We start from the raw sequence: 25,432 nt of genomic DNA on the forward strand, positions 1-25,432 counted from the left end.
TGCTTATCTATATTGGAAATATCCTTAGAGGATATCCTGGTTAAGGCCTTGTTTATAAATTGCCTTTTTAATTTGCGTACGGCGGGTAACGGATTTCTTCTCATACGCTTGACGGGAACGCAGCTCCCTCAATACCCCGGTCTTTTCAAACTTCTTCTTGAAACGCTTCAATGCCCGATCCAACGATTCTCCGTCTTTCACATTCACAATGATCATATCCTGTTATACCTCCTTTCGTCATATTTTGTGCGCCCACCTGGGCTCGAACCAGGGACCAAAAGATTATGAGTCTTCTACTCTAACCAACTGAGCTATAGGCGCAGTGCAAATAATTATTGTTTTGCGGGTGCAAATGTACATATTTGCATACAGATTTAGAAATTTTTATGCAAAATATCAAGAACATTATCCTCGATTACGGCAACGTGTTATTTGATATCGATTTCTCCGTATTAAGACAATCGCTAGTTGAATTGGGCATCGAGGACGTGGATAAATTTTATGGTCACCGGGCTCAACACGCACTATTTGATGCCTTTGATAAAGGTATCATTACGGCTGGACAATTCCGTAATGAAATACGGAAGGCTACCGGTAATGGTGAGCTAACCGATGAGGCCATTGACAATGCATGGAACAGCCTACTTATCGGTGTGCGGCCACACCACCATGAATTGCTCCACCAATTAAAAGCGCATTATCGTACATTTTTATTAAGCAACAACAACGAAATCCACTACAATTGGATCATGGATTACCTAGACCGTGAGTTCGGCATCGTCGGAAATACGATGTTCTTTGAAAAGGATTATTATTCCCACCTCATGGGGATGCGGAAGCCCGACAACGAGATATTCCAGTTCGTGTTGGACACACACGGACTGAACCCGAAACAAACCCTGTTTATAGACGACAGTCCCCAACACATTGAGGCGGCCAACACACTGGGCCTGCAAGCTCATTTACTCGCACCCGGTGACACCCTCCCCAAACTTTTGCACCGATTGGGATATGACATCTGATTTTTCGTATATTTACCTGTCTTAACAGGAATGGAGGTTCCGCTATGTTCAACAAAAACGTTCCCCAAGCAGCAAGCCTGCTAATGTCCGAACCCTTTATGCTCGACCCCAACTTCCAACGCGCGGTTGTTTTATTGTGCGAGCATAATTCCGAAGACGGCACTGTTGGTTATGTACTTAATCAGCCTGCGGCAATACAGCTTAGCGATGTCATGCTTGATTTCCCGGAAGCTGATTTCCCCCTATTTTTCGGCGGGCCCGTAGCACAGGAAAGTATCCACTTCATACACAAATGCTACGACAAGTTGCATAGTGGGATAGGTTTGGGAAACGGCATATACTGGGGTGGCAATTTTGAAAGCTTACAAATCCTAATACGGAATGGCAGCATCACAAATGATGAGATTAAATTTTTCTTGGGTTACTCCGGCTGGAGCCCCGGCCAACTCGACGAAGAGCTCAAGGAGAATGCCTGGGTGGTTAGCAATCACTATAATGCGGACATTACCTTTGGCAACGACAGCGAAAACCTATGGAAGGAAGCCATTGTTTCACTAGGACCTCGATATGCCCACGTCGCAAATTTCCCCCAGAACCCCATGTGGAATTAATAGCATTTGGGTTTACGACCTTTTTTAACTACCTTTGCACCGCCTGGGATTAAGCATTGGTCCCTTCTCGATCTGAAAAATCCCTTTCTATGCGGTTTTAATGCCCTAACGCGAAGGGGCAGGTATTGGGTCACCTGTGTAAATATCAATCTCCCGTATTTGTCTAACAAAGTGTAACTGCATCGCCAGATGACTGAATGTGGTGCGCTTGAAAAAAGAAAAAACGATGATGTTATTGGCTACTGACCTTGACGGCACCTTTCTAGGAGGTTCGTTAACAAAAAAACAACAGCTTTATAGTTTGATAAGAGACCGCGGGGATATCAAACTGGTCTTCGTAACCGGCCGGGGGATGGAAACAGTTCTCCCCTTGCTGCACGATCCGATGATGCCCATTCCCGACTATATCATCAGTGATGTGGGAGCAACTATCGTCGATGGCCACTCTAGGGAACCCGTGGTCTCGATCCAGTCCGATATTGAGCGGCGATGGCCTGATGAATACCTACTCAAACAACACTTCGCCAATATACCGGGGCTACATCCCCAAGAAGTGCCCCAGCAACGACGCTGCTCATTTTATTACGATGATAGCGCCGATTTGCACACCATCAAAGGGATAGCCGATGCACACCAGTGCGACGTATTGCTATCTGCTGGCAAATACCTCGACATACTACCCGGGGGCGTCAACAAAGGAACGACACTTATGCAGCTCATCCAATTCATCGGTTTTCCAGAAGATAAGATCTTGGTTGCGGGCGATACCTACAACGATTATTCCCTTTTTACAACAGGCTACAGGGGGGTGGCTGTGGGGCAGTCGGAGCCCGCCCTGATGGAGGCGGTAAAAAAAATGCCCAGCGTCTACCGGGCTACCGAAGAAGGTGCCGGCGGGATATTGGAGGCAATGGAGCATTTTGAATGCTTTCGTAGTTATCGTGTTGCACGGAAAAAAACAATAGCCAAAAAAGACATCAATAATAAGCAACTACTGATGGTTTACCATCGACTGCCATTTGACATCGAGGTATCACAAGGAAAAACCAAGCGGATCCCGCCACGTAGTCCCAACGGGATTATTCCCTCATTGCTCGGTTTCTTCGATACTGGTCGACCGGGAGTATGGGTTGGCGAAGAAGCCATTGGACTACTGGGCGAAAACCCAGAACTCAATCCATACATTGACAAACCAAACTACCCCAACTTGAAAGCATCAATCATTCCTCTACCGCAAAAGGATATTGATCTTTTCTACCGTGTTTTCTCGAAGGAAGCCTTCTGGCCCACTATTTTCTCATTCATCAACAAAGCTCAGTTTAATCATGATCACTGGCAGCACTACCTTCGCATCAACGAACTGTTTGCCGACCGTGTGGCCGCCGAGGCTGAACAAGGCGCATATATATGGATACATGAATACAATCTGTGGATGGTACCTGCCTACCTGCGTCAACTACGCCCCGATCTGAAAATCGGATTTTTCCACCACACTGCATTTCCGCCGGCAGATATCTTCAATATTATCCCATGGCGACATGAAATCATTGGCAGTCTGCTGCAATGCGACTTCATCAGTTTCCACATACCGCGCTACGTTGAGAATTTTGTGGATGTAGTAAAAAGCCACGCCCCGGTAAAGGTTATTAGTCGTGTAAATGCCGCAAAGCAATTTCTAACCTACAGCTGCGCGCTTGGTATAGACCAGATGACCAAACAAATTGCCGTGGGTGGAAAAACCATCAGACTGGGTGCTCAGCCTGTTGGGGTAAACATGGATAATATTCGCCGGATTTGTCGAAGCTCCGAAACCAAAAAGCGCATTCAAACCCTTCGTAAACAGACCGCAGGAAAGCGTATTATATTATCGGTGGAACGGCTGGACTATGTAAAAGGTCCGCTGGAGAAAATTCAAGCTTTCGGTGAGTTTTTGGAAGAACACCCCGAGTATCATGGCACACTCGAGTTAATCAATATCTGTACGCCACCGTCCCAAGGCATGAAGGTATATGAACGAATACAAGAGGAGCTGGAACAGGCCGTTGGAAAGATTAATGGGAAATATGCCGATATGGATTGGACACCCATCCGCTTTTTCTTCCGATCCGTCCCTTTTGAAGAAGTTATCTCCTACTATGCGATTGCCGAAGTCGCATGGATTACACCGTTACGCGATGGGCTAAACCTCGTTGCAAAGGAATATGTGGCGGTGCAAGGACTACAAAAGAATCCAGTCGGCGTACTGGTGATCTCCGAATTTGCAGGTGTATCCGTGGAGCTCCCACATGCCATTCGTACAAACCCTTACGATATGTTCAGCCTGAAGGAAAGCTTACAAAATGCATTACTTTTGGAAGCCCCGGAAAGGAAGCTCCGCATGCAGCGATTGTTTGAAACCGTAAAGCACTATGACGTACAACGTTGGGGGAAGGATTTTCTTGAAGGACTGGAAAAGGCTACAGCGCAAATCGCACTATAAATCAAACAAACAAGGCACCTACAATCTGTAAGTGCCTTGTATCTTTATCTGGGTAAGTAATGGGACTCGAACCCACGACCCCTAGAACCACAATCTAGTGCTCTAACCAACTGAGCTATACCTACCGTGTTATGGGATTGCAAAAGTAGCAATTAAACAACAATCCAACAACAATTTTAAAAAAAACCTTAACCGATCAAACTGACACTTCGTTTCACGAAATTCGTCAGTTCGTTTCCGGTAAGCAAGCCCCTCGATAACAACGCTAAATCAAACGCTTGTTTAGCCAGTTGTTCCCGCTGATCTTCGTCTTCAGCCGATAGAACACGTTTAATTAACGGATGGTTCCCGTTTACCGTCACCTTATAATTGTCAGGCATTGTACCATAAAAGCTCATGCCTCCTCCGGTTTGTGCCATATCTTTCATACGACGCATGAATTCATCGATCGTCACTGTCACTGGCAACTCATTCTCGCCGAGGGCATCCACTTCCACTTTCATATTATCGCGACTGATGGCCTTTTCAAAAAGAGATACCACCGTTTTGCTTTCGTCTTCCGTCAATTGCAGCTCTTTGGAATCCGCTGCCTTGATCAACTTGTCAATCACGTCAGCATCCACACGTTTCAACTGCGTTTTTTCCGTCTTCTGCTCCAAATAACCTACAAAATGAGCATCTATTGGCGAGTCCATCATCAATACGTCATATCCCCGATCTTTGGCCGTTGAGATATAGCTGTCTTGCTGTGCAATATCGTTGGTGTAGAGGTACACGACGTTTCCGTCTTTATCCTGTTGAATGTCCTTTACCTTCTCCGCATACTCCTTAAGCGTATAGACTTCTTGATCGGTATTTCTCACCAAGCAGAAGTCATTTGCCTTTTCGGCAAATTTATCATCACTGAGCATACCGTATTTGACGAAAAGGCTAATATCTTTCCATTTTTCTTCAAAACCCTTGCGGTCCCCTTTAAATAACTCAGCCAGCTTATCGGCTACCTTTTTGGTAATATGCGCATTGATCTTCTTTACGTTACTATCGGCCTGCAGGAAGCTCCTCGACACGTTCAATGGGATATCCGGGGAATCGATGACCCCATGAAGTAGCATCAAAAATTCCGGAACGATATCCTTCACCTCATCCGTGATGAATACTTGACGCGAATACAACTTGATTTTGTTCTTCTGAATCTCGAAATCATTTTTGACTTTCGGAAAATAGAGAATCCCCGTCAGGTTAAACGGATAGTCGACATTGAGGTGTATCCAAAAAAGCGGCTCATCCATCGAGTAAGGATATAGCTCCCGATAAAACGCTAGGTAATCTTCATCCTTCAGATCTGAAGGCGATTTCGTCCAAGCCGGAGTGGTGTTGTTGATGATGTTGTCTACCTCGATTGATTTATACTTTGGCTTTCCCTCGTCGTCGTCTCCATCGGGCTCACTCGTGGTACGCGTACCGAAGCGGATGGGTACCGGTAGAAATTTACCATACTTTTCCAGTATATCCTGCAACTTTCCTTTAGCTAAAAACTCTTCCGAATCATTATTGATATGCAGGATAATATCGGTGCCGCGCGTTGTCCGGTTTCCTTCAGAAATCTCGTAAGACGTACTACCATCACAAACCCAACGGGTGGCTTCCGCGCCCTCCTGATAAGACAGCGTCTGAATTTCCACCTGATCGGCAACCATAAATGCCGAATAGAAACCCAGCCCGAAACGCCCGATAATTTCATTGGCATCCTTCGCTTCTTTAAATTTTTCAACAAATTCCGCAGCTCCGGAAAATGCGATCTGATTAATATACTTCTTAACCTCCTCAGCCGTCATGCCAATTCCATTGTCCGAAATCGTGATGGTTCTAGCCTCTTCATCAAACGCCACGTCAATGGTTATGTCTCCCAATTCGCCTTTATACTGACCCAAGGAAGCCAATCGCTTAATTTTCTGGGTAGCATCCACGGCATTCGAAACCAGCTCCCGCAAGAAAATCTCATTGTCTGAATACAAAAACTTTTTAATCACCGGGAATATGTTCTCGGTATGGATGGATATGTTGCCTTTTTCGTTCATATTGTAAGGATGTAAATCGTATAACGTTAACTAATACTTCGTCGTGTCCAGCGTGAACAATATACGTTCCAATACCTCGTTCCGTCAGGATGGCAGGACATTATGACAAAAAAAGGAGCGCTTTGCCAAAGCGCCCCGCCGTAGTTTTTCTTAAAAACAGTCGATCGACCGTCATTCCATATTGGTGGTTACGACCTTCGGCCTTCCTGCTGCCTCCAGCTGACCAAGCACCTGGTTGGCCAACTCATCGAGGGCCTCGTAAGCGTAATTTTTTTGTTTTGCCCATATCCGTTCGTTCAGCTTGCTGAACTGATCTTCCAACGGGATGGGAGCGACCGTTGCTTTGATCCGCTTTCCATAGCGATCATTGCGATACGGTTGGTAGCTTAGGTCGGTAAACCAATAGTTTAGTTCCCCTTCGCTGTTTTCTAGTACTAGGGTATAGTTGATTTTTCCGGCTACGTAATTGCCTATACCTGCATGCTTCTTCATCGAAACGCTACCTGTACTTTCCAAACGCCCTGCCGATTTGGTTGTGGTTTCGTTCCCTTTTGCATCTAAAAATGCTGTCAGCTGCTCCTGCACAGCAGGAAAACTGACTTCGTCTGCCAACGCGTTGGATTTATACACCACAAACTTTCCGCGTTGGTCCACTGCAAATTGTCCAGCATCCCTACCCACATCGTCCTTCACCGGGTTGCCATGCCCAATGGCAATACCCGCAACAAAAATTGCTACTAAATTAACCATAACTCCTTCAATTTAATAATACATAACTATACGGGTTATCCTCCCAAGATAGCCCACAGCCATAAATATAGGAAATCGAAACCAATTCTACAACAAATTACTATGAATCAAGCATGCTTTTTAAGCAACAATTGTGTTAGGTTTGTGCAACGATTCTACGTGCTTCCACAGCAAAACGGAACGCTTGCTTTTCACACAAGCGCCGCAATATACGCAAGCAAAAAAGCCCAACGGGCTGTGCAACCCGTTGAGCTCATCCATGTGTTTGCAGTATATTCGATAGGCGTTAAAACGCGTATACCAATGCCAATGAAAATTGCGAGGCGCTTTTTGACAGATCCAAATCTGTATTTTTGAAGAACACTTCTTCCGAATTGTTGTCAAAACGAAGCTCAGGAATAACCGTAAGCGGACCTGCTTTTACGTTTGCAGAAAGCGTAAGCCCGAAAACGGAATTACCTTCGATCATATCAGCGCCACTACCCATATCTTTGTATTTAAAGTATTCGCCGCGCGCGCCGAGTGCAAAGGCATCCGTGAAGCCGTACTGTGCATATAATGCACCACCTTGATACCCACCTGCATCTTCCCCTTCAGCAGCGAAATCCGCGGCATTCAACCCCAGCTTGAAGGCATCGGTGATTTGATAGGAGGTCGTCAAATCAAAAATCATCCCTGTTTCGTGGCCGTCAAGAAAGTTGATGTAGGCATCCCAGCCTTCAACTGGCGAAAGACGCAACTGCGCGCCGAAATCAGACACCCCATTGAAATCTTGGTAGACGTTCCAGTCGTTAAACAAACCGACCATCAGCCCTACTTTGTCTGAAAACTCGTACTGAGCCTTGATACCGGCATTCTGGAACGGTCCGGCAGAAAAGAGGTATGAAGTGGAGTAATTGAAATTGCCCGTAGGTGAGATGATCTCATAACCGACAAATGTGCCCATAAAACCCGCGGTCATCGAAAACTTGTCGGTGAAGGCATAGCTCATGTACAAGTTCTGGATGTTGAACGTATTGCCGTCATGTCCGTTGAGCAGGGATTGGTATTGCCCACGCGGCCCAAAAGACACGTCTCCAACGAACGACGCTTTGCCTACGGTCTTTCCTAAAATGAGGTTAATCATCCCCAATGAAACCGAGTTTTGCTCATTGGCAAACGAGGTTGGGATGTTGCCAAGCCCGGCGTCATCCTTATACCCCGAAAAGTCATATTTGTAATAGGCATCCACCGATCCTGAAATCGTCAGCGATTCATCCTGGGCAGAGGCCAGCAGCGCTGATAATAGCATACTTCCTGCGATAAAAATTTTTTTCATATTTGTAGTAATTTTGCCTCTTCCAAGTGTGATTTCCAGTCTTTTTAGGAAGAGTGATGAAACGATTGGCTTTTGGAGATAACGTGTTGTGGAAACACGCACGTTATCTCGGAAGCCTTTTTATATAAACCTTAGTTAGTTCACTATTGTGCAAAGGGAAAACCTAGATTAGTCTTCCACCAAAATCGTATATCCCCGAATACCGTGCTCTTCACTATCAAGGCCGTGTTTTTCGATTTCGGGTTTGACACGCAAACCCACCGTAGCTTTCAGTATGCCAAAGATGATAAAGGCACCACCCGCTGCAGCGGCTCCGCAGGCCAAAACACCATAGAGTTGAGGCATAAATGAGGCTCCTTCACCAAAAATCCCTGTGGCCAATGTACCCCATACACCGCAGGTAAGATGAACAGATACGGCACCTACGCAATCATCCAGTTTCAATCTATCCAACAGCATTACCGAAAACACTACCAAAACGCCCGCCACACCGCCTATAATCAGCGCTTCCAGCGGGGTGATGATATCGGCGCTTGCTGTAATACCCACCAATCCTGCCAATACGCCATTCAGCACCATGCCGAAGTCAATACGCTTCATTGCAAGCATACTCGTGAAATGCCCGCCGATGGCCCCACCGCAGGCCCCCAATACCGTAGTGGTCAACACCAGGGACACTAACCCGGGATTTGCGGAAAGCACGGACCCACCATTGAAACCAAACCATCCTAGCCATAGCAAAAACACGCCGATTGTAGCCAACGGAACCGAGTGACCGGCAATTTCACTTGTTTTTCCATTATCGTATTTACCGATACGCGCGCCTAATAGCCAAATACCAATCAAAGCACCCCATCCGCCAACAGAGTGAACCAATGTGGAGCCGGCAAAGTCGACAAAACCTAATTCATCCAAAAAGCCGCCACCCCATTTCCAGCTACCAATAATCGGATAAACTAACCCTACGAAAAACAACGTAAACGTAAGATACGCGCTTAACTTGATGCGTTCAGCAACAGCGCCGGATACAATGGTGGCTGCCGTCGCGGCAAACATCGCCTGGTAGACAAAATCGGTCCAAAACGTATATCCCCCATCCGCATACCCCGCGCTGATGTCCGCAGCGCCAGGGTTGAGCCAAATCACGTCCCAACTTTCAATACTGAAGCCCAGAAATCCATTGAAATCTCCGGGATACATCAACGAAAATCCCAATAGTGCATAGGTTACAATGCCAAGAACGGGCGTCAACGTATTCTTGAATAAAATATTGACCGTGTTCTTGGATTGCGTAAAACCAGCCTCTACACTGGCGAAGCCTAAGTGCATAATGAACACTAACGCTGCGGCCAACATCATCCAAATGTTGTTAGCCGTCAACAACACATCGGTAATGGTTGGCCCCTCGGTAACAGCATCCTGCGTCATCACCGACAATAGCGGCAGCGCTGAACCCACACCGAATAAATCAGACAAAACGGAAAAATCCAAAGTAAATAACTCCATAATACTCAAAAATTAGTTAGAAATGCGGTTATAGTTTAACATTAATACAATCATCAATGCAAATATGTATAAAAATTTGATAAAAACAATTTTTCTATTGAAAAAATCAAAAAAATACAAATAAATTAATGATATTTATTCAAAAAGACCAAACTAATACTAACAGATACCTTATATTTAAATCATAATTATAATAATACATCATTTTATAATAAAAAATAGCATCATTTCCTCTAAAATAAATTAAATCTATTATTTAATAAAAAAGAAACACTATCTATTCACCTAAAACAAGATTTTGTTATCGCTATAAAGATTGTGGGCATTGGTTTAAGGTAGCACCCAACAGGAATCCTTAACGTGTAATATAAAAATATTAACAATAAGATTGAAATATTAGGGTGGCTCGATAGCTCTACGTGAATCCTTATCGGAAAAAAACCTATTTTTACCGGCAAAGCAGAAACGATGAAGAAAATTCTTTCGATTGACGGCGGTGGTATCCGTGGAATTATCCCCGGCATGCTGTTGGCGGCTTTGGAACGGAGACTGAAACGCATAAGCGAAAATCCAGACGCAGCGATAGTGGATTACTTTGACTTTTTCGCCGGAACGAGCACAGGTGGCATCCTTACATGCCTATTGCTATGCCCTCACGAACAAGATCCTTCCCGTCCCAAGTATTCGGCAAAAGAAGCGTTGGATATTTATGTTACCCACGGTAGCGACATCTTCAAGGCAGGCTTCTTCCGAAGACTCGTAGCAAAATTTGGACTGCTGAGTGAACGCTACCCAAGCACGACCCTCGAACATGTGCTGGAGAGTTATTTCGGCGAATACAAGCTCAGCCAATTGCTAAAACCCTGCATCATCACCGCCTATAACATCGAACTACGGAAAACACATTTTTTCCGGCAACAGACCGCCATTGTTCGAGGTGACCCGCGCGACTTCTATTTGCGCGATGTTTGCAGGGCTACCTCCGCCGCCCCGACATATTTCAGTGTCGCCGAGATCTATTCAATGAGCGGCACACGTTATCCGCTGCTCGATGGTGGCGTATTTGCACCAAACCCTTCCATGAGCGCATTGGTGGAAGTCACAAAAGCTTTTAACCAAACCAAAATCAATGACATCTCCATCCTGTCGTTGGGCACCGGACGGTCGAGGAAAGCCTATGACTACGAACATTTCAAAGAGAGCCGCGCCATATCCATAGGCCCTGCATTGATCGACATCATGATGAGCGGAGCTGCCGAAAGTAGCGATTTCTTCTTGCAGCAATTGTACCGATCAACTGGGAAGGCCGAACAATACATCCGGATAGAGCCCAGCAGCTTGCATAGCATCCACGAAGAACTCGATGCAGCAAGTCATAACAACATCCAAAAGCTGATCGCCTTGGGCGACCGAATGGTCAGCGAAAACGATGAGTTGCTTAGTCGGATCGTCAAGCAATTGGTAGCCGATAAAGAAAATTCGCTACCAAAGGGGCCCTGGCGGTTTTTGTCTTCGAAAGGGTAATTTTAACAAATCCAGAACATCCAATTTCATACTTTATATAAATCCATGGAACAAAAAACAATAGCACTAATTGCACATGACGGTAAAAAACCCGAGATGGTTGGATTCGTGAAAGACAACATCGCTTTATTGCAAAATGCAAAGCTGGTAGCAACGGGAACTACAGGCGCGTACATCAGACAGACCGGGTTGGATGTAGAATTAAAATTGAGTGGCCCTAAAGGCGGGGATGCGCAGATAGCTGCATTGGCTGCCGAGGGTAAAATCGACGCCATCATTTTTTTCAGAGATCCACTGGGCAAACATGCCCACGAACCGGATATCCAAATGCTGATGCGGGTCTGCGATGTGTACAATGTACCTTTGGCCACCAACCCTGCCACTGGCGAGCTTATCCTAAAAGGCACACTTTAAACTGGCCAAACTATTACTTTATTCAACTCACATGCGCAAATACCATGCATTTTATCTAATTTTGCGGTTTCCACCAATCCGACAGGTATGGTAAAAACGGACAACGGCATAACGTATTCGCTCTTTCGCCATGTGACGCGCGAGGAATGGAAAGCGTTCAACGGCCATTCATCTTACCTCATCGCTGACGAAGATATCCAAAAGCTGAATGCATTAAATGAACCGCTGACCATGCAGGAAATCGAGGAGGTATATTTCCCATTGAGTCAGCTATTACGCATACACATCGACAATTACCGGCAACTGCACGGACAGACTAATTCCTTTTTCAGCAACCACACCAAACACCTGCCTTTCGTGATCGGCATCGCCGGGAGCGTTGCGGCTGGCAAAAGTACCACGGCACGGGTATTGCAAAAGGTATTGTCCTTATTACCCGGCACGCCAAAGGTAGACTTAATCACTACCGATGGCTTCCTACACCCGAACAGCTACCTGGAGTCTAAAGGAATACTTAATCGCAAAGGATTCCCAGAGAGCTATGATACGAGGCAACTGCTCGGCTTTCTATCGGCCATCAAATCGGGCAGGGAACTGGTATCAGCACCGGTGTACTCCCATTTGGCCTACGATATCCTCCCTGATGAGCTGCAATGGGTAGCACAACCCGATATATTGATCGTGGAGGGCATCAACGTACTGCAGGTGAATGTGAAAGGCAAGCACCGCGGTCCGCGGGTCTTCGTATCGGATTTTTTCGATTATTCCATATACGTAGATGCCTCTCCAGATAATCTTCAACAGTGGTACACTCAGCGTTTCGAATGGCTCCGTAAGACTGCATTTCAAAACCCTGGTTCATACTTCCATCGTTATGCTGATCTCAACGAAGCAGAGAGCCCCGCAATGGCGGCTAACATCTGGAATGAAATCAACAAACCTAACCTTATCAAAAACATCTTGCCGACCCGATTCCGCGCGGATCTAATCCTCGAAAAGGGCAGTCATCATTTCGTAAAAAGTGTAAAAGTCAGAAAAGTCTAACTTTTTCCGGGCTGCTCTGCAGCTTGTTCAGCCTCAAAAGTCAGAATGCGCAAATAGAGTTCGTTGCGCAATTGTCTTCGTAAAGGTGTATCCTTTTTTGCTGTTGAGAACTGCAGTTTGTAGTGAACGAAATCCTTGCCGATCCCTACCACCCTTAGCTGAAAGCTACCCTGAACAATATTGGCACCATGTCGCTGCAAAGTCGCATGAAGCTGCTTCTCCAACGCGCCGTGTTGGTAAGCATTGGCCAGCGCGAGCTCAAATTCAATGGTGAGCTTTCGGGAGTTCTGAAGCGATTGGTTGATGATATTCGTGGTAAATGCGGTATTGTTCGGAATCAGTACGACATCATCATCGTCGTTCTTCACCATAATATTCGCCAAGGTAATATCCATTATTTTGCCTTGGTATTCACCTATGCGTACCGTATCACCGATGGTAAATTGGTCGGAAAACATAATCAGCAACCCGCTGATCATGTTGGTAATATAATCTTTGAATAATAGGGCAATGGCCATCGCTACGATGGTAATGCTGGTCAAAAACTCCTTTGGATTGATACCAAAGGCCAGCATCAGCCCAAGGATGGCAAACACCACATTCAGCAAGGTAGCAATCTGGTTGATTCCCAACACATAATTACCCCTAACTCGATTATTCTTTTTATTTCGCCTCCGATACAGCGCTATGAAAATAAACTGGCCGATCGAGATAAAGATACTTCCCGTAAGAAATGTATTGACCGCATAGGCCAGCTGTGCCAAATGAGGATAGTCGCGATACAACACGGTGTTGGACGTAAAAGAATAGGCAATGATAACCCAAAGCACTACTTTCAGGGCGAAAAAAAACCATCTTCCCAGGGCTTTCCTTTTGGCTATATCAGACTCATATGTCATAGCAGTAAAACACGTAATTCTGTCTAAATCGATCACATACGCTCGTACACCATGAAGGTATAAGCATATGCATGCCGTTCGTCGGGCGCGTGAAACTCTTCAGAAACCAAAACCCAATCCTGTTCATCAATATCCGGAAAAAAGGTATCACCTGCCACCTCGGTATGCACGCGGGTGATGTAAATACGCCCCAGAATCGCCAATGCCTGCTTGTAGATTTCCGCACCACCTACAATGAAAACCTCCGCATTGTCGGCGCACAGCGCCAATGCTGCCTGGATAGAGTGGACAACGTCGCCCCCCTCAACGGCATAGTCGGGCTGGCGCGTGACAACGATATTACGACGGTTGGGTAAAGGTTTTCCGACCGATTCAAAAGTCTTACGGCCCATGATGATCGGGTGGCCCGACGTCGTGCGCTTGAAAAACCGGAGGTCGTTGGGTAAATGCCACAACAACTGGTTATCTTTACCAATCGCATTATTTTCAGCTGCGGCCACGATGGCCGATACAAAGGGACGTTCCATGGTGCTGTTAGTGATCTATATCGCCACGGGCGCTTTTATACGTGGATGGGGATCGTAATTCGTTAACTGGAAATCGTCGTATTGAAAGGAAAAAATATCGGCAACTGTCGGATTAATAGTCATGGTAGGCAATGGCCGCGGTGTTCTACTCAATTGGAGCTCCACCTGTTCGAAGTGATTACTATAGAGGTGGGCATCGCCAAATGTATGCACAAAGTCTGCGGCCTCCATGTTACACACCTGGGCCATCATCATGGTAAGCAGCGCGTAAGAGGCAATATTAAAGGGTACGCCGAGAAAGATATCGGCACTACGTTGGTAAAGCTGGCAAGAAAGCTGCGGTTTATACAATCCATTTCGGGGATCAGCCGGTGCCACATAAAACTGGAAAAACGCATGGCATGGCGGTAGCGCCATGTGTTTGATTTCAGCCACATTCCACGCCGACACGATGATACGGCGGGAATCTGGGTTAGTCTCTAGCTGCTCGACTACCTGCTTAATTTGATCAATATGTTCCCCGCCGGGTGTAGGCCACGAGCGCCATTGCGATCCATATACCGGACCGAGATCTCCCTGTTCGTCGGCCCATTCATCCCAGATGCTCACTCCATTTTCCTGGAGGTATTGGATGTTGGTATCGCCTCTGAGAAACCAGATCAATTCATGGATAATGGAGCGCAGGTGCACTTTCTTGGTAGTCACCAACGGAAAACCAGCCTTTAGGTTAAACCGCATTTGGTAGCCAAAAACGCTACGTGTACCGGTACCTGTACGGTCGTGCTTATCAGTGCCATTTTCATACACATGGCGCATCAAATCGAGGTATTGCTTCATCGTAAATCCTTCCTTTTCGCGAGTAAAGATACATAGATTTCATGGCCGTTGGCGGATAAAAAAATCCACACCCGACAAGAATGTTAGTAACTACCATACCAGTTCTTTCAGTGGGATCATTTAAAAAAAATGCCCGCTGAACTCCAGCGGGCAAAAGACCTCAATTACTTCAGGAAAGGCGTTACTCACTAAATAGCCTCTTCCTCATACTCTTTAACTTCCTTATGCACATATTCTTCCACCATCAATTCCTCAATGGGCTTTCCTTTCTTGTCAAGCCCAAAGTAATGCAGAATGTTATCCACAATCTGATAGATCACCGGAACTACGATAAGGGTAAGGAACAGTGAGCTCAATAAGCCACCTATGATTACCCAAGCAAGTCCGTTCTTCCATTCTGCACTTGGACCGGTGGCAATAGCGATGGGAAACATCCCAAACACCATGGCGATAGTAGTCATCAGGATCGGACGCAACCGAGCATGGTTAGCCAATATCAACGCTTCCCGCGTTGACTTACCTTCCGCCTTGAGGTGATTGGTAAAGTCTACCAGAATAATGGCATTTTTTGCAACCAAACCGATTAGCATAATCAGACCCAGAATCGTAAATATATTCAGCGTATTATTGGTGAGTGCCAGCGCAAGAAATGCTCCGATGACCGCTAATGGGATAGCAAACATCACCACAAGCGGATACACAAAGCTGTCATACAGAGCCACCATGATGAAATATACCAGCAAAATGGAACTGAGTAATGCGATGCCAAGTGTACCGAAACCCTCGGATTGCTGTTCCATCTCGCCGCTCCACACATAGCTAACGCCACTCGGTACTGGAATCTCGGAGAGTTGTCCTTCCAAGTCTGCCGCTATCGCGCTTACCGGACGACCAACAACCTGAGACTGCACCTTTACCGAGGTACTCTTGTCGCGTCGCTCCAACTGGCTGGGGCCGGAGCCTTCACCTATGGAGGCAAATTGCGATAACCGCACCAATTGGCCGGCGCTGTTCGCAAATTGCAAATTGCTCACATCCTCCACATTTTTACGATCGTAATCATCAAAACGGATGTTAATATCATATTCGTATTCACCTGAACGGAATTTGCCGTCTGTATTACCGTTAAAGGCAGTTTGCATACTTGCACCCACTGTCTGCAGGTTCAAACCAAGTGCAGCCATCTTGTCACGATCTACCTCTACGGTGATCTCTGGCGTACCGCCCTCTACGGAAAGCTTTGATTCTGAAGTGCCGGGAATTTTCCGTAAACGATCCAGTATTCCTTCAGCGTAGGTCATTACACTATCCAAGTCAGATCCGATGACCACCAATTCAAAAGGTGCCTGCTCAGCAAACCCCACAATACTGATCGGTACAGTCTTTATTTTTGCACCTACCAACACCTTTTCCATCTCCCGCTTCAATTTAGCTGCATAAATGTTGCTGGGGTCCGCTCGATCTTCCCGTCCAACGAGCTTCACAGTGATCTCAGACTTATACGCGGTAGCCTGGGTACCGGCAAAACCATCACTGGATTGACCCACCGTTGAGATTACTGATATCACTTCGGGTTTGGTACTGAGAAATTCTTCCGCCTTTTGTGTCATCTGGTTGGTTTGTTCAATGGATGCGTCTTTCGGCATCTCTATCTGAACAAGAAACTCACCCCGATCGCCCTGGGCAAAGAACTCACCCCCAATAAAACCACCTATGATTAATCCAAACGATGAAAATAGCAGCACAGTAATCGCGCCGAGCGTAATGATCTTATGGTTAAGCGACCACTTCAGCACACCGGTAATCCAGCCCGTAAACCGATGTAACTGATTCTCAAACCACAGTACGAATCGCCCGAAAATATTCTTATTTGACACCCGTTCCAACTTTCCATAACGTGACGTAAGCAGGGGCACTATGGTAAATGATGCCACCAAACTCAGTAACGTTGCGATCACGACCACCACACAAAACTCCCGTAGGATGTCAGACACCATGCCCGTGCTGATCGCTATGGGAAGGAAAACGACCACAATAACCATGGTGATCGAGACAACGGTAAATCCAATCTCCTTTGCTCCGTCATAAGATGCCCTCACTTTATTTTTGCCCATCTCCATATGCCGGTAGATATTTTCAATCACTACAATGGCATCATCCACCAAGATCCCCACTACCAGCGATAGGCCAAGAAGCGACATCAGGTTGAGCGTATATCCGAAGAGACTGATACCGATAAACGTTGCGATCAGAGAAGCGGGAATCGCCACCATCACGATCACCGCATTACGCAAGCTGTGGAGGAAGAACAACATCACCACAGCGACAAGCACGATGGCTAGGAATAAGTCGAATATAACGGCATTGGCCGACTCCAGCGTATACGTAGAGCTGTCATTTGCAATTTCGATATTCAGATTCTCTTTTTTGTAGGTTTCCATCAAATTGGCAATGATTTCCTGCGTACCGCGACTTACCTCCACGGCATTCGCGTCAGACTGCTTTAGCACCTGTACAAGCAATGCACCTCGTTGGTTTACACGAGCAATCTTCTCCACATCCTTCTGGGTATCTTGTACATCGGCGAAGTCGCGTATTCGAACCTGTGCACCGGTAGGGGTTGTGGCTACAACCAGGTTCCGCAGTTCGTCAACAGATTTGTACTTGCCTGCCAATCGCACCAAAATATCTTGGTTTTGGGTTTTTACGCTACCCGTCGGAAAATCCAAGTTGGAGGTTAAAATAGCTTGCTGCACCTGGAGGATAGACAATCCATACCCTTCAAGCTTGGAAGCGTCAATACTGACCTGGATTTCGCGTTCCTGTCCGCCGATAAGATTTACCTGTGCTACTCCCGGCACGCGTGACAACACGGGCTGAATACGCTTATCAACCAGATCATAAAACGTTGCATCATCCATATTTGCCGTAGTGGCTAACGATAGGATCGGCAAGTCATCCATGGAAAATTTAGCCAAAGACGGAGCCTCGGCATCATCTGGCAGCTCAGACAAAATTGCATTTACTTTGCGCTGGGCATCATTGAGCGAATAGTCCACATCGGTACCACTATTCAACTCAATAATCACCATAGACAGGCTCTCGAACGAGGTCGCATCTAGCTTCTTGATGTTTTCCAACGAAGCTACCGCATCCTCGATTTTCTTGGTTACGGTATTTTCAACTTCGCTGGGTGACGCACCAGGGTATATCGTGGTAATCGACACCACGCTGGGCGTAAATTTGGGGAGCAACTCGTAGTTCAACGAGAAATAGCTCATGATGCCCAATAAGGTCAGCGCGGTGAATATCACGATGACAATGGATGGGCGTTTTATTGATATTTCTGCTATCTTCATTAGTTAAGATATGAGATGTGAGACATTGGATCCGAGGCGTTATCTTTGGCTATTCGTTGAATCAACCTGTGCATCAACTTTTGCACCATCTACCAAATTGATTTGACCGCTTGTAATGACCGTTTCGCCTTCTTCAAGGCCCTTCACAATTTCCACCTGTTCACCGAAAATTCTTCCGGCTATCACCTTGCGTATTGCTGCGGCGCTATCAGCTCCAAGGACGTATACTTGATTACTGTTGACGCCGCCTACAAACGCACCTCGCGGAATCAATATCGTCGGTTCTTGTTGTGGGAACTTGAAGTGTGCGGTACCATACATCCCGGCTCTCAATTCAGAAGTAGCGCTGTTATTGATAATGATCTCCACGGGATAATTGAGCGTATTGTCGGCCTTAGCGGCGATGAAGCTAACTTTACCCGTAAATTCCTTTGCCGGAAAAACCGTACTCGTGATGGTTACCTCGTCGCCAACGTTAAGGTTCACTACTTGTGTTTCATTGGCTGTAACTTTCAGCTTCAACTGAGAAAGATCCACGATTTCGAAGAGTTCCGTACCGGGCGATAAATAAGTGCCTATTTCCACACTGCGGCTGTTGATAGTGCCGTTTATCGGTGCTTTAATATTGGCATCGGCTACCCGTCTGCTTTCTTGCTGCAGCTTGATCTCTGCATTCCGCAGCTGCAATTCGATGTCGTCCAGTTGAGATTTTGTTACCCCACCAGTTTCATACGAACTCTTATACCTGGCATAGTCCGTCTTTAATTTCTGCAGGTTTTCTTCCGCAACTTGCTTATCCAGATTAGTCAATTCAGGATCAACGAGTGCTAGTACCTGCCCACGGTTTACCCGTGCTCCTTCCCTTACCAACAATTTGGTGATCCGGCCACTTACTTCAGAAAGCAGTTTCAAATCCTGATTTGCCGCAAAATTTCCGTTTGCGGAAAAGTCGAGCACGATCGGTTGCCGGCTTACCGTAGCTGCCTTGACGACAGTCGCTCCACCTGTTTCGGCGACTACGGCAGTCTTTGCCTCGTTCTCCTTTTTGTTATTGGTTAATACCCATCCGATGAGGGCGAGTAGCCCAGCGACTACAACGATGGTAACAATTATCCGTTTCATATACTATTTGGTGATGATGATTTACTCGTTTATTAATGATTTGATTTGTCCGTTTGCTTTTTTGAGTTGGATTTCCGCAATCCTGTAGTTCAATAACGCCTGTGTATAGCTGTTTTGAGCCTGTGTCAATGCATTCTCGGTATCCAGCAGATCGGTCAATGGTGCCAATCCGTTATTGTAATTATTCTGGGTGCTCGTGTATACTTCCTGTGCCAGCGTTACGTTTTCGCGCTGGGATAGAATGGTGTTCAGCGCATTCTTTAATTGAATTTTTGCATTTTCATTAGCCAGGTTGAGTGACTGCTTGGTATTCCAAAGATCCTGCTCGGCCTTGAGGTAGTCCACCTTGGCTTTTCCCATCCGTGCGCGGGTGGCAAACCCGTTGAAAATCGGAATACGCAAATTAAGACCGACCAGCATCGAGCCGAACCGGGCAGCCATCGGATCTTCTGAACTTTTATAAAGGTAATTAAATCGATCCGACATGGCAGTATAGCTGTAATTGCTGACCAACGATAACGTCGGATAGTACTCGGCCTTATAGGCTTTATGTTGGAGGTCCAACAATTCCAATTGCTTGTTCATTAATCGCAGCTCCACCAAATTCTCCATCCGGCCAGGATTGTCCGGAAAGTCGATCGCGTTCGGCACTTCCTTCAATTCGGTGTCAGGCAAGACAATCGCAGTTTCAATCGGCATCCCCATCGAAAATTTCAATTGATTTTCCAATAGCACAATACCATTCACCAATTCGTGGCGCTGCGTTTCCAGATTCGTTATATTGACCTTAATCCGGTCCACATCGATTTTCTTTGCGAGGCCGTTTTTGTACTGGTTGGATACAATCTCGTTGATTACCCGAATGTTTTTCAGGTTGGTATCAATCACGTTCAACTGCTCGCGGTTTACCAATACTTGATAGTAATTAGTCGCAACCAATTCGATGACCTGTTCTTCGGTAAGCTCTGCGCTTATTTCGTAAAAATCACTGGTTGTCTTCGCCGCCCTTAACCCGGTAAACACCTGTTGATTGAATACCTGCTGGCTAAGTTGGGCCCCAATACGCGAATCCCAAGGCTGCCCGATTGTTACCGATTGCCCTGCAAATACCAGCTTACCGATTACTGGATTGTAATTCAATGCACCGGTACCCTCAACTTGTGGCAACGCGGATGCCCGTACTTCAGCTACCTGATGCTTCCCTCCTTGGATATCCAATTGCGCCTTTTTGATAGACTCACTGTGCGCAAGCGCATAATCGAGCGCATCCTTCAAGGTAAGCTTTTCCTGAGCTGTGACAATATTTGGTCCTATCAGGCCAACGAACAGCACCGTTATCATTAATCGTATACTCATTTTTGCAATGTTCATGTTATTTTGTTTCGGGATATTATTTTTTGATACCATTGATAAAGATAGTGGCCGCTTGCTTTTGTTTTTCAATGATCCGTGCCAGCTCTTCCCTATCTACCAGTGTGTGTGGTGTGGCGTGGTCACAAAACATGGCCAGCCCTCGGATCATGGCAACGTACAACTCAGACGTAGCAGGAACATCAAATGTTACAAGTTCGTTACGTTTTATTCCATGTTCAAAAATCCGCGAAGTGGTGCCCACTTCCCGTTCAAACATCGCTTTCGCCAATGCAGCCCATTTCTCCTCATTGATGTTCATCTCGTGCAGATCAACCACCAGCATATAATATTTTTCGAAATACTCTTTCTTAATATCCAGCATCCGGATCAACAGATCCAATGTACCAGGTATGCTATCCAAGGCATTGCCAATGGCAATATCAGTCTCTTCGATAATCTGATAGACTATCGCCTCGATCAATGAAAACTTATCCGGAAAATAATAATATAGATTAGCCTTTGACAACCTCAGATCTTCCGCTATTTCACTCATGGCCGTTTTAGCAATTCCGAAATGCGAAAATCGCCGTAATGCTGCGCCTATAATCTGTTTCCGTTTGTCATCCACTGTACTCATCTTACCTTTTTACTATTTGACTATTTTAAAATTTTGGTCAAAAGTACAGCATAACTGATAAATCGCAAAAAAAAATCTTCCGAAGCAAGCCGCTCCGCTATCTTATGACACAGCGCTTACAAATCCATTCCTTTCGGAGTCAAAGAAAAAGACCATCGGTGACAACCCTATGGCAGGGGGTTGTAATTTTAGACTTTATCGGTTTAGCGTCATTTACTAAAGGTGAGCTCATTTTGGAACACCTTGGCATACTTACGCTTGTCAAGCTTATACAGTCTAGCCGCACGGTAAGACACGCCACGCTGAAATTCAGGCAGTTCCTTTAGGATATTGTAATTCAACATCTTCTTGCGAAAGTTACGCTTATCCAGCTTCCGTGCCCAAATCGCTTCGTAGAGCTGTTGTAACTGCGTAAGGGTGAATTTTTCGGGCAATAATTCAAATGCTATAGGGCTATAACTTATCTTGCGCCTTACCTTCAAAATACTCTTATCGATGATATGACGGTGGTCAAAAGCGAGTTCCGGTAAGTCATTCAGCGGGTGCCATATGGCTTGCCGAGCATAATCTGTTATCGGCTCCAGTCGATCTTTGAGGTCATCCAGCCGCAGCAATGCGTAATACGCTACTGTAATAATGCGACCTTGAGGATGGCGTTTCAGATCGCCGAAGGCATATAACTGCTCCATGTAAATGCCGCGCAAACCGGTGTGTTCGTACAAAATCCGCTTTACCGCATCGTCGATGGTTTCATTATGTTCTACAAAAAATCCCGGAAGTGCCCACCACCCCTTAAAGGGATATTCATTGCGTTCGATTAACAGCACTTTCAGTTCCCCTTCGTGAAAACCAAAAATCACGCAGTCTGTAGTAAATGTAGATTGTAAATGTGGTAAACTTGATTGCAAAGCCTTGAGTTATTTGTTATTAATTGATTTTAATTTGCTAAATTTGCTCACTTAGACCTTTCAAGTATAAAAAATAATTCTTGAAAAATTTAATAGTGTAACAAATACACACTATATTCGTGCTGCTAATTTACAAAAGATTATTAAAAAAGTGCAAAGCATAACGAAAGTAGGGATATTTACTTCAGGTGGGGATGCCCCGGGAATGAATGCGTGTGTCCGGGCGGTTGTTCGTACAGCCCTGCACGCTGGCAAATCAGTGGTGGGTATATACCAAGGCTACCAAGGAATGATTGATGCCAATTTCGAGGAAATGAACAGCCGATCGGTCAGCAACATCATCCAGCTGGGTGGTACCATTCTCAAAACGGCAAGATGCGAAGCATTTCGTACGGCTGCGGGTAGGCAGCAAGCCTACGATCATGTCAAGGCGGCCGGCATCGATGCGTTGATAGCTATTGGGGGCGATGGCACATTCAGTGGTGCCGAAATTTTTTCGCGCGAGTTTACCATTCCGGTGGTATGCATACCCGGCACAATAGACAACGACCTGTATGGATCGGATTTTACGCTGGGATTTGATACGGCCACCAACACGGTCATTGAAGCCATTGACAAAATACGGGATACTGCGGCTTCGCATGACCGACTTTTTTTCGTGGAAGTGATGGGCCGAGATTCCGGCTGCATCGCGTTAAATGCAGGGATCGCAGGAGGTGCCGAAGCCATACTCCTGCCTGAGAAAGCAACAGGTATTCAGGCGCTATGCAGTCAACTCGAGAGTGCCGCCAAGAGCAAGAAATCCTCCACCATCGTTATTGTCGCCGAAGGCGAGGAAAACGGCGGCGCATACAATGTGGCCAAGGAAGTCAAACAAAGGTTCGATTTTTACGACACGAAGGTAACCATATTGGGGCACCTACAACGGGGCGGGTCGCCAAGTAGCTTTGACCGCGTATTGGCCAGCCGTTTGGGTTACGCTGCCGTGCGGCATTTGTTGGCCGGCCAAACGCGCATCATGGTAGGACTAAGGGGTAATGAAATCAAGACCACACCCCTCGAAGAAGTATTGAACAAGAAAGTATTCAAACTGAGCGAGGATATGCTCGAAATGATGGAAGTGTTGTCGATATGATAGCGGTTGTATTCAGCGGTTCTAGGTTTTCGGACTGGAGGTTGGCAGAGAAGGGGAAAATCATCACCGGCTTCCGGATGATGGGTATCAACCCCTACCTGCACGATGAGCGGTTCATCCTTCAACTATTGAACAAGAACAATAACCTCATCAATTATGCTGAACAAATCCGCCGGATTTATTTTTTTGGGGCTGGGTCATCTTCGCCGGAGCGGAAAGAAAAAATTGCATCGGTTTTTAAGCAATTTTTCAAACATGCAAGGATAAATGTAGATCATGATGTCAAAGCCTCTGCCCTCTCCACATTTGGCGATGGAAAAGGGCTAGTCGGTATATTAGGCAGCGGTTCAAACGCAGCTTATTTCAGTGGAAAGCGGACGGCAGACAATCATTTCGGCTTGGGCTACATCCTCGCCGATGAAGGGTCCGCCAATTGGATCGGCCGCATGCTACTGAAAAGCTTTCTCAATGAAACTATGCCTGAGGACCTGCAGGAAAAATTCATTGCGCGCTATCCACTCGACCGCAAAATCATCCTAGACAAAGTTTACAATCAAGCAAACCCAACATTGTTCCTAACCTCGTTTGCAGATTTTGTGATGGAAAATCACAAGCATCGTTTCATTAAAAAAATCATATATCACGGCTTCAAATTGTATATCGAAACGTATATGCTGCCACTCACAAAACAATACCCCGGCATGGCCGTTAACTTTACAGGAAGCGTAGCAGCCGGGTATGAAGAATGGTTGCGAGATGTTGCTAGCCGGTACGACATCGTTATCGGCACCGTAATCAAGGAGCCCATACATAACTTACTGAAATACTATTTAAATAAAAACTAATATAAAATGAAAATTGGAATCAATGGTTTCGGCCGAATAGGCCGATTAGCATTCAGGGCAGCGGTAAACCGCCCCGGTATCGAAATTGTTGGGATAAATGACCTCGTGGAGCCCGATTACATGGCTTACATGCTGAAATATGACTCTACCCATGGAAAATTTGACGGTACCGTTGAAGTAAAAGACGGTCATCTTGTCGTAAATGGAAAAACCATTCGCGTAACCGCTGAAAGGGATCCCGCTAACCTTAAATGGGGTGATGTAGGTGCCGAGGTTATCATCGAATCCACCGGACTGTTCTTAACTAAAGACACTGCGCAGAAACATATCGATGCGGGTGCCAAAAAGGTGGTAATGTCTGCTCCGGCAAAAGACGACACCCCCACCTTCGTAATCGGTGTAAACCACAAGGCACTAAAAGCAGACCAAACCATCGTGTCCAATGCCTCATGTACCACCAACTGCCTTGCACCACTGGCTAAGGTACTTCACGACAAATTCGGCATTGTTGAAGGGCTGATGAGTACCATCCATGCGGTTACTGCTACACAAAAAACGGTGGACGGCCCATCGGCAAAGGACTGGCGTGGTGGCCGTGGTGCTTACCAAAATATCATTCCGTCTTCCACGGGAGCGGCCAAAGCTGTCGGTTTAGTGTTACCTGAGCTAAAAGGTAAGCTTACCGGCATGTCTTTCCGTGTACCTGTGCCTGACGTTTCGGTAGTAGACCTTACTGCACGGCTCGAAAAGCCTGCTACTTACGATGAGATCAAGCAAGCTTACAAAGAAGCTGCCGAAGGCGAATTGAAGGGCATCCTTGGATATACTGAAGATGCTGTCGTATCGGAAGATTTCCGCGGCGATGCCCGTACATCGATCTTCGATGCCGGTGCTGGTATTTCACTCAATGACAACTTCGTTAAGGTCGTATCGTGGTATGACAACGAATGGGGCTATTCCAACAAACTGGTGGATTTGGTTGAGTTGGTGGGCAAAGTCTAAGACACGCCCCTCGCTTACAAATAACTGAGCAAAACAAAAGGCTCCGGTGTTTACCGAAGCCT

The 25,432-nt window shown here is 46.1% G+C and carries 22 protein-coding genes and 2 tRNA genes; 9 read left to right on the forward strand and 15 right to left on the reverse strand.

The genetic code is table 11. The annotated features are described in order from the left end of the window. Nucleotides 1-24: 24 nt before the first annotated feature. Both rpsU and IEV98_RS12175 read right to left on the reverse strand, forming a co-directional pair. A complete protein-coding gene (gene rpsU / locus IEV98_RS12170; RefSeq protein ID WP_188506286.1) occupies nucleotides 25-216 on the reverse strand; it encodes a 30S ribosomal protein S21 in 192 nt (63 codons plus the stop codon). Between the two features lie 31 nt (nucleotides 217-247). Then, nucleotides 248-321: transfer RNA gene (locus IEV98_RS12175), tRNA-Ile, on the reverse strand. Between the two features lie 65 nt (nucleotides 322-386). Between IEV98_RS12175 and IEV98_RS12180 the strand changes: the two genes are divergently transcribed. The 3 genes from IEV98_RS12180 to ggpS all read left to right on the forward strand — a co-directional run bounded on the left by IEV98_RS12180 (nucleotide 387) and on the right by ggpS (nucleotide 4,112). Further along, nucleotides 387-1,022: an HAD family hydrolase gene (locus IEV98_RS12180; RefSeq protein WP_188506287.1), complete on the forward strand. Its 636-nt coding sequence runs from the start codon at nucleotides 387-389 to the stop codon at nucleotides 1,020-1,022. A 44-nt stretch (nucleotides 1,023-1,066) separates the two neighbouring features. Further along, entirely contained in the window at nucleotides 1,067-1,633 is a 567-nt protein-coding gene (locus tag IEV98_RS12185; RefSeq protein ID WP_188506288.1) for a YqgE/AlgH family protein, read from the forward strand. Nucleotides 1,634-1,859: 226 nt separating this feature from the next. Next, nucleotides 1,860-4,112, forward strand: a complete 2,253-nt coding sequence (gene ggpS / locus IEV98_RS12190) for a glucosylglycerol-phosphate synthase (protein WP_229738720.1) — start codon at nucleotides 1,860-1,862, stop codon at nucleotides 4,110-4,112. Nucleotides 4,113-4,163: 51 nt separating this feature from the next. Here ggpS and IEV98_RS12195 read toward each other — a convergent pair. The 5 genes from IEV98_RS12195 to IEV98_RS12215 all read right to left on the reverse strand — a co-directional run bounded on the left by IEV98_RS12195 (nucleotide 4,164) and on the right by IEV98_RS12215 (nucleotide 9,764). After that, nucleotides 4,164-4,237: transfer RNA gene (locus IEV98_RS12195), tRNA-His, on the reverse strand. A gap of 63 nt (nucleotides 4,238-4,300) precedes the next feature. Continuing rightward, nucleotides 4,301-6,190, reverse strand: a complete 1,890-nt coding sequence (htpG, locus tag IEV98_RS12200; protein WP_188506289.1) for a molecular chaperone HtpG — start codon at nucleotides 6,188-6,190, stop codon at nucleotides 4,301-4,303. A 171-nt stretch (nucleotides 6,191-6,361) separates the two neighbouring features. Beyond that, on the reverse strand, nucleotides 6,362-6,940 hold the full coding sequence (locus tag IEV98_RS12205; RefSeq protein WP_188506290.1) for a hypothetical protein: 579 nt from the start codon (nucleotides 6,938-6,940) through the stop codon (nucleotides 6,362-6,364). 286 nt (nucleotides 6,941-7,226) lie between these two features. Continuing rightward, entirely contained in the window at nucleotides 7,227-8,258 is a 1,032-nt protein-coding gene (locus IEV98_RS12210) for a porin (RefSeq protein ID WP_188506291.1), read from the reverse strand. Nucleotides 8,259-8,426: 168 nt separating this feature from the next. Continuing rightward, complete coding sequence (locus IEV98_RS12215; RefSeq protein ID WP_188506292.1) at nucleotides 8,427-9,764, reverse strand: ammonium transporter; 1,338 nt, start codon at nucleotides 9,762-9,764, stop codon at nucleotides 8,427-8,429. Nucleotides 9,765-10,232: 468 nt separating this feature from the next. Here IEV98_RS12215 and IEV98_RS12220 point away from each other — a divergent pair, with 468 nt between their 5' ends. From IEV98_RS12220 to coaA, 3 genes are all read left to right on the forward strand, one after another. Beyond that, on the forward strand, nucleotides 10,233-11,288 hold the full coding sequence (locus IEV98_RS12220; RefSeq protein WP_188506293.1) for a patatin-like phospholipase family protein: 1,056 nt from the start codon (nucleotides 10,233-10,235) through the stop codon (nucleotides 11,286-11,288). Nucleotides 11,289-11,333: 45 nt separating this feature from the next. Next, the gene (locus tag IEV98_RS12225; RefSeq protein ID WP_188506294.1) at nucleotides 11,334-11,702 is read left to right on the forward strand and encodes a methylglyoxal synthase; all 369 of its coding nucleotides are present in this window, start codon (nucleotides 11,334-11,336) and stop codon (nucleotides 11,700-11,702) included. An 87-nt stretch (nucleotides 11,703-11,789) separates the two neighbouring features. Beyond that, nucleotides 11,790-12,746, forward strand: a complete 957-nt coding sequence (coaA, locus tag IEV98_RS12230; RefSeq protein ID WP_188506295.1) for a type I pantothenate kinase — start codon at nucleotides 11,790-11,792, stop codon at nucleotides 12,744-12,746. On the opposite strand, the gene IEV98_RS12235 is transcribed toward coaA, so the two are convergent. From IEV98_RS12235 to IEV98_RS12270, 8 genes are all read right to left on the reverse strand, one after another. Continuing rightward, nucleotides 12,743-13,645, reverse strand: a complete 903-nt coding sequence (locus IEV98_RS12235; RefSeq protein ID WP_188506296.1) for a mechanosensitive ion channel family protein — start codon at nucleotides 13,643-13,645, stop codon at nucleotides 12,743-12,745. The two genes, coaA and IEV98_RS12235, sit on opposite strands and share 4 nt — an antisense overlap. Before the next feature lie 32 nt (nucleotides 13,646-13,677). After that, on the reverse strand, nucleotides 13,678-14,172 hold the full coding sequence (locus IEV98_RS12240; protein WP_188506297.1) for a dihydrofolate reductase: 495 nt from the start codon (nucleotides 14,170-14,172) through the stop codon (nucleotides 13,678-13,680). Between the two features lie 15 nt (nucleotides 14,173-14,187). Beyond that, nucleotides 14,188-15,009, reverse strand: a complete 822-nt coding sequence (locus tag IEV98_RS12245) for a thymidylate synthase (protein ID WP_188506298.1) — start codon at nucleotides 15,007-15,009, stop codon at nucleotides 14,188-14,190. Between the two features lie 188 nt (nucleotides 15,010-15,197). After that, nucleotides 15,198-18,368, reverse strand: a complete 3,171-nt coding sequence (locus IEV98_RS12250) for an efflux RND transporter permease subunit (protein ID WP_188506299.1) — start codon at nucleotides 18,366-18,368, stop codon at nucleotides 15,198-15,200. Nucleotides 18,369-18,407: 39 nt separating this feature from the next. Beyond that, a complete protein-coding gene (locus tag IEV98_RS12255; RefSeq protein ID WP_188506300.1) occupies nucleotides 18,408-19,490 on the reverse strand; it encodes an efflux RND transporter periplasmic adaptor subunit in 1,083 nt (360 codons plus the stop codon). A gap of 21 nt (nucleotides 19,491-19,511) precedes the next feature. Then, nucleotides 19,512-20,846: a TolC family protein gene (locus tag IEV98_RS12260; RefSeq protein WP_229738721.1), complete on the reverse strand. Its 1,335-nt coding sequence runs from the start codon at nucleotides 20,844-20,846 to the stop codon at nucleotides 19,512-19,514. A gap of 34 nt (nucleotides 20,847-20,880) precedes the next feature. Next, entirely contained in the window at nucleotides 20,881-21,480 is a 600-nt protein-coding gene (locus tag IEV98_RS12265) for a TetR/AcrR family transcriptional regulator (protein ID WP_188506302.1), read from the reverse strand. 209 nt (nucleotides 21,481-21,689) lie between these two features. After that, entirely contained in the window at nucleotides 21,690-22,388 is a 699-nt protein-coding gene (locus IEV98_RS12270) for an NUDIX hydrolase (protein ID WP_188506303.1), read from the reverse strand. A 151-nt stretch (nucleotides 22,389-22,539) separates the two neighbouring features. Between IEV98_RS12270 and pfkA the strand changes: the two genes are divergently transcribed. From pfkA to gap, 3 genes are read left to right on the forward strand one after another with little or no spacing between them, the layout of a single operon-like run. Continuing rightward, a complete protein-coding gene (gene pfkA, locus IEV98_RS12275; RefSeq protein ID WP_188506304.1) occupies nucleotides 22,540-23,523 on the forward strand; it encodes a 6-phosphofructokinase in 984 nt (327 codons plus the stop codon). Further along, the gene (locus IEV98_RS12280; protein ID WP_188506305.1) at nucleotides 23,520-24,368 is read left to right on the forward strand and encodes a hypothetical protein; all 849 of its coding nucleotides are present in this window, start codon (nucleotides 23,520-23,522) and stop codon (nucleotides 24,366-24,368) included. Before pfkA ends, IEV98_RS12280 begins: the two co-directional genes overlap by 4 nt. Before the next feature lie 6 nt (nucleotides 24,369-24,374). Beyond that, nucleotides 24,375-25,370, forward strand: coding sequence for a type I glyceraldehyde-3-phosphate dehydrogenase (gene gap / locus IEV98_RS12285; protein WP_188506306.1), 996 nt, complete (start codon nucleotides 24,375-24,377; stop codon nucleotides 25,368-25,370). The last annotated feature ends 62 nt before the right edge of the window (nucleotides 25,371-25,432 follow it).

This window comes from Parapedobacter pyrenivorans, from assembly GCF_014636865.1.
Taxonomy (GTDB): Bacteria; Bacteroidota; Bacteroidia; order Sphingobacteriales; family Sphingobacteriaceae; genus Parapedobacter; species Parapedobacter pyrenivorans.